This is a genomic window from Kineococcus indalonis (assembly GCF_009906395.1).
Taxonomy (GTDB): Bacteria; Actinomycetota; Actinomycetes; order Actinomycetales; family Kineococcaceae; genus Kineococcus; species Kineococcus indalonis.
Genome location: NZ_JAAALM010000238.1, coordinates 1 through 5,963 on the forward strand (window position 1 = coordinate 1; position 5,963 = coordinate 5,963).

General features: G+C 75.2%; 3 protein-coding genes and 1 pseudogene. 2 read left to right on the forward strand and 2 right to left on the reverse strand.

The window, feature by feature from the left end; all coding sequences use genetic code 11:
- The first annotated feature begins 76 nt into the window (after positions 1-76).
- Both GTR00_RS12405 and GTR00_RS12410 read left to right on the forward strand, forming a co-directional pair.
- Complete coding sequence (locus GTR00_RS12405; protein ID WP_166611929.1) at positions 77-1,186, forward strand: calcium:proton antiporter; 1,110 nt, start codon at positions 77-79, stop codon at positions 1,184-1,186.
- A 163-nt stretch (positions 1,187-1,349) separates the two neighbouring features.
- Positions 1,350-3,206, forward strand: a complete 1,857-nt coding sequence (locus GTR00_RS12410; protein WP_166611930.1) for a putative bifunctional diguanylate cyclase/phosphodiesterase — start codon at positions 1,350-1,352, stop codon at positions 3,204-3,206.
- A gap of 6 nt (positions 3,207-3,212) precedes the next feature.
- On the opposite strand, the pseudogene GTR00_RS12415 reads toward GTR00_RS12410, so the two are convergent.
- Both GTR00_RS12415 and GTR00_RS12420 read right to left on the reverse strand, forming a co-directional pair.
- Positions 3,213-4,868 (reverse strand): annotated as a pseudogene (locus GTR00_RS12415) (MDR family MFS transporter); the annotation flags it as partial.
- A gap of 25 nt (positions 4,869-4,893) precedes the next feature.
- A partial coding sequence (locus GTR00_RS12420; protein ID WP_166611932.1) for an ABC transporter substrate-binding protein occupies positions 4,894-5,963 on the reverse strand: 1,070 nt, incomplete at its 5' end.

A 5,963-nucleotide genomic window follows, 5' to 3' on the forward strand; every position in this document is an offset into this window, starting at 1 on the left:
GCGCGGGGGATCCCGCTCCTCCGCCCGCCACGCGCCCGGTGCGGGGGCGCACCGGCGCCTCTGTGAGGCTGGGGGCATGAGCTCCGCGCCCCGCTCCGCCGCACCCGGCCGGTTCACCTGGACGACGATCGCCCCGGTGCTCGCCCTGGTGCTGCTGGTCCTGACGTGGGGGCGAGAACCCGGCGGGGTGGTCGTGGCCCTGGTGGCCGTGGTGCTCGCCGCGGCGGTGCTGGCGGCGGTGCACCACGCCGAGGTGGTCGCGCACCGGGTGGGCGAGCCGTACGGCTCGCTGGTGCTGGCGGTGGCGGTCACGGTCATCGAGGTGGCCCTGATCGTGACGCTGATGGCGGCCGGGGGGCCGCAGGCGTCCTCGCTGGCCCGCGACACGGTGTTCGCCGCCGTGATGATCACGTGCAACGGGATCCTGGGGCTGTCGCTGCTGCTGGGCGCGCGGCGCTACGGCACCACCGTGTTCAACGCCGAGGGCACCGGCGCGGCGCTGGCGACGGTGGCGACCCTGGCCAGCCTGAGCCTGGTGCTGCCCACCTTCACCACCGCCCGCCCCGGCCCGGAGTTCTCCCCCGCGCAGCTGGTGTTCGCCGCCGCGGCGTCCCTGGCGCTGTACGCGATGTTCGTGGTCACCCAGACGGTGCGCCACCGCGACTTCTTCCTGCCGGTGGCCCCGGGGGGCGGGCCCCTGCACGAGGAGGAGCACGCCGCCCCGCCCACCGACCGCGCCGCCGCGACCAGCCTGGGCCTGCTGCTGCTGGCGCTGGTGGCGGTGGTGGGGCTGGCCAAGGTGGAGTCCCCGGCGATCGAGGCGGGCGTGGCGGGCCTGGGGCTGCCGCAGTCCTTCGTCGGCGTGGTCATCGCCCTGCTCGTCCTGCTGCCCGAGACGATCGCCGCCGCCAACGCCGCCCGGCGCGGGCGCACCCAGATCAGCCTGAACCTGGCGCTGGGCTCGGCGATGGCCAGCATCGGGCTGACCATCCCGGTGATCGCCGTGGCCTCGATCTGGCTGGAGGGCCCGCTGCTGCTGGGCCTGGGCCCCACCCAGCTGGTCCTGCTGGCGCTGACGGTGGTCGTGGGCGTGCTCACGGTCGTGCCCGGGCGCGCCACGCGCCTGCAGGGCGGGGTGCACCTGGTGCTGCTGGCCGCGTTCCTGTTCCTGGCCGCCAGCCCCTGAGGCGCGCCGGTCCGCCGCGCCGGTCCGCCGCGCCGGTCCGCCGCGCCGGTTCGCCGCGCCGGTCCGCCGCGCCGGTTCGCCGTGCCGGGGTGCGGGGCCCGTGGCAACCTGACCAGCGGGGAGGGACACGGACGTCCCGGGCGCACCGGAGGGCGGGGACGTCGTGGGTCTGACCGAGCTGGACGGCGGTGCGGGGGTGCCGGCCCCGGCGCTGACCGTGCACGCGCTGTCGTTCGACGAGGCCTGCGCGCGGGTGCTGGACTTCCTGCAGGAGCACGTGCCGCTGGGGTTCTGGTCCATCACCTCCCGCGTGGACGGCCGGCAGCTGCACCTGCACGTGCGCGACGAGGCCTACGGCCGCCGCGCCGGGGACTGGCACGCGTGGTCGGACTCGTTCTGCCGGCACGCGGTGGCCGGGGACGCCCCGCGCATCGCGCCCGACGCGATGGCCGTGCCCGCCTACGCGGCGGCCGGGGTGGCGCGGCGGATGACCATCGGCGCGTACGTGGGCATCCCGATCCGCGACGGCGACGGGCACCTGTTCGGCACCCTGTGCGGGCTGGACCCGCGCGCGCAGCCGCCGGAGCTGGCGCGCCACCAGCCCGTGCTGGAGCTGCTGGCCACGCTGCTGGGCCAGGTGCTGGCCACCGAGCGGCTGCGCGCGGCGGGCGAGGCCCGCGAGGAGGCGCTGCGCTGGCGGGCGCTGCACGACGAGCTGACGGGGCTGGCGAACCGGGCGATGTTCCTGGACCGGCTGACCCACGCCCTGGAGCTGCACCGGCGCGACCGGCGCCCGCTGGCGGTGCTGAGCATCGACATCGACGACTTCCGCGCCGTCAACGACGCGTTCGGCCACCCCGGCGGCGACGAGCTGCTGGTGCGGGTGGCGGAGCGGCTGCGCGGGGTCGTCGGCGACGGCGACACCCTGGCGCGCCTGGGCAGCGACCAGTTCGCGGTGCTCGTCGAGCACGGCCCGCGCGGCCCGGCGCAGCCGCAGGTGCTGTCGCTGGCGGAGCGGGCGGTGGCGGCGCTGTCCGAGCCGTTCGCGGTGGGCCGGCGGCAGGTCGGGGTGGGGGTGAGCGTGGGCGTGGCGGAGGTCGCCGCGCAGGGGCGCTCGCCGACGCCGACGCCCGCGCAGGTGCTCGCGCACGCGGACGTGGCGCTGGACTCCGCCCGGCGCGCCGGGCGGGGGCGGGCGGCGCTGTACCGGCCGAGCATGCGGCTGCCGGAGGCGCGCGCGCTGCCGCTGCGCGAGCCGCTGCGCCGCGCCCTGGCGCGCGGGGAGGTGCGCACGGCGTTCCAGCCGCTGGTGGACCTGCGCACCGGTGCGGTGACGGGGGCGGAGTGCCTGGCGCGGTGGTCGCACGGCGGGCGGGAGGTCCCCCCGGAGGTGTTCGTGCCGCTGGCCGCGCGCAGCAACCTGCTGCCGGCGCTGACGGCGAGCGTGCTGGAGCAGGCGTGCGCGCAGCTGGCCCGGTGGGCGCGCGAGGGGCGCGCGCAGCTGCGGGTGGCGGTGAACGTGCCGCCGGAGCTGCTCACCGACCCGGGCTTCCCCGCGACGGTGCTGCAGGCCGCGCACCGGCACGGGGTGCAGCCGTCGCGGGTGGTGCTGGAGGTCACCGAGGACGCGCTGCTGCAGGACCTGGACGCGGTGCAGGACGTCACCGGCCGGCTGCACGAGGCGGGTTTCGGGCTGTCGCTGGACGACTTCGGCACCGGGTACTCCTCGCTGCTGCACCTGCGCTCGATCCCGCTGGACTCGGTGAAGATCGACCGGGGCTTCACCGCCGACGTGGACGTGTGCCCGCGGGCGCAGCAGTTCCTGCGGGCGCTGCTGGCGCTGGGGCGCGACCTGGGGCTGGACGTGGTGGTGGAGGGGGTGGAGCGGCCCGCGCAGGAGGAGGTGCTGCGCGAGCTGGGCGCGGTGCACGCGCAGGGGTTCCTGTACGGGGAAGCGACCGCGGCCGGTGACCTCCCGCTGGGGGAGGTCACCGGCCGCGGTCGCGCCGGGGGTCGCTGAGCCGCGTCAGGCGCGCGGCTCGGGGGCGGTGCCGGTCGCGGTGCCCGTGCCGGGCGCGGTCCCGGTGCCGGGGGCGCCGGCCTGCGCGGGCACCTGACCGGTGGGCGCGGGCGCCGGGGCGGTGGCGGCCGCGGCGGCGTGCTCGCCCAGCACCTCCGCCTCCCCCTCGCCGACGGCCGTGGTGGAGGCCAGCGGCACCTCGGGCAGGAACAGGGCGATGACGGTGCCGACCAGGAACATCGGCACCAGCCACAGGAAGATCGGCGTCAGGGAGTCGGCGTAGGCGTTCACGACGCCGTCGGCGACGTCGGCGGGCAGCGAGCGCACCACCTCCGGGGTCAGCGAGGAGGTGCCGTGCCCGCCGGCGACCGCGCCGCCGGGCAGCAGGGCGCCCAGGCGCTCGGTGAGCCGGCCGGTGAACACGGTGCCCAGGACGGCGACGCCGACGGTGACGCCGAGCTCGCGGAACAGGTTGTTCGAGGAGGTCGCGGTGCCGATCTCGCGCGGGTGCACGGCGTTCTGCACGGCCAGCACGATGATCTGCATGAACAGGCCCAGGCCGGCGCCCAGGACGGCGACGTGCACGCACAGCAGCCACAGCGGGGTGGCCAGGGTCAGCGTGGACATGAGGAACATGCCGAGGGCGGCGACCAGGGTGCCCACGACCGGCAGCGCCTTGTAGCGGCCGGTGCGGGTGACGACGGCGCCGGAGCCGATGCTGGTGACCAGCAGGGTCATGACCATCGGCAGCAGCAGCAGCCCGGACTCGGTGGCGTCCACGCCGTAGGCCATCTGCAGGTAGGTGGGCAGGTAGGCCAGCGCGCCCATCATCCCGGCGCCGACGACCAGGCCCAGCAGGGTGGTCACGACGAAGGTGCGGTTGCGGAACAGGCGCATCGGCAGGACCGGCTCGGAGGCGCGGCGCTCGATGAGCACGAACGCCACGGCGAGCACGGCGCTGGCGGCGGCCAGGCCCACGATCACCGGCGAGCCCCACTCGTGCTCGGTGCCGCCCCAGCTGGCGACCAGCACGACGCCGGTCAGGGCCAGGGCGAGCACCACCATGCCGGCGTAGTCGATGCGGGCGGTGTTCTTCCGCTTCGGCAGGTGGATGGTCAGCGCGGACACCGCCAGCGCGGCGACGCCCAGCGGCAGGTTGATCCAGAACACCCAGCGCCAGTCCACCGAGTCGGTGAGCCAGCCGCCGATGAGCGGGCCGGCGACGGAGGAGACGCCGAACACCGCGCCCATGGGGGCCATGAACTTCGCGCGGTCCTTGGCGGGCACCACGTCGGCGATGATCGTCTGCGACATGATCATCAGGCCGGCGCCGCCGAGGCCCTGCAGGCCGCGGAAGAGGACGAACTCGACCATGCCCTGCGCGAAGCCGCACAGCGCCGAGCCGAGGATGAACAGGGCGATGGCGAGCAGGAACAGGTTCTTGCGGCCGACGAGGTCGCCGAGCTTGCCGTACACCGGCATGGCGATCGTCAGGGCCAGCGTGTACGCGGTGATGGTCCAGCTCATGTGCTCCAGGCCGTGCAGCTCACCGACGATGGTGGGCAGCGCGGTGCCCACGATCGTCTGGTCCAGGGCGGCCAGCAGCATCACGAGCATGAGGGAGGCGAAGATCCACCCCACGCGGGGGGCGCGGTCGGCCCCCTGCGGTGCGGGCGGGGCGGCGGGCTCAGCCGGTGATCAGGTCGGGGTTCTCCTCGTACACCTCGGTGAGCAGGCTGAGGTCGAACAGCTGCTCGGCGGTGATGTCGGTGCCCATGAGGGCCAGCGCCTCGACGTTCTCCTGCACCAGCGCGTCGGTCATGGTGAACAGCCCGTCGGCCCGGGTGTCGTCGGAGACGACGAGCAGGTTCTGCGCCTCGGCCTCCTTGGTCTGCTCGTCCAGCTCCAGGCCCTGGTCGGCGCCGTACACCTCGACCGCCAGGCGCGCGGACTCCGCCGGGTCGGCGACCGCGTCGTTCCAGCCCCTGACCTCCGCGAGCAGGAACGCCTTGAGCATGTCGCGCTGGTCGTCGATGGTGGACTGCAGCACGGTGAACGTCTCGGCGACGACAGGCAGGCCGTTGTCGGCGAAACCCAGGGTGACGGGCGTCAGGCCGCGCCCGGCCAGCAGGATCGGCTCGTTGGTCAGGTAGCTCATGAACGCGTCGACCTCGCCGGTCTCGACGACGGAGGGGTCGTACTGCACCGGCACGACCGTGAACGAGGCGGGGTCGATGCCGTTGGCCTTGCAGAACCCGTCGAAGATCTGCTCGTTGCCGCCGGTCTGGATGCCCAGGCGCTTGCCCGCCAGGTCGGCCAGGGTGCGCACCGGGGTGCGCTGCTCCACGGAGACCAGGCAGAACGGGTTCTTCTGGAAGGTGGTGCCGATGATCTTCAGCGGCGCCTCCTCGTTGACGATCGCGGGGCCGGTGAGGGTGGGCGAGGACAGCCCGACGGTGGCGCGGCGGGAGAGCACCATCGCCTCGGCCGCGGTGCCCGCGGACCCGCCGGCCAGCAGGTCCACCTTGGAGAACCCCGCGTCGCGGAAGTACCCCCTGCTGTCCGCGAAGTACTCCCCCGCGAACTCGATGTTCTTGATCCAGGACAGCTGCACCGAGACCGCCCCGAACCCGTCGGCGGCGGAGCCGGCGGCGTCGGCGGCCTCGTCGGAACCGCAGGCGGCCAGGGACGCGGACCCGGCGGCGCCGAGGACCCCCAGTCCGGTCCCCCGCAGGAACGACCGCCTGGAGGCGGGGG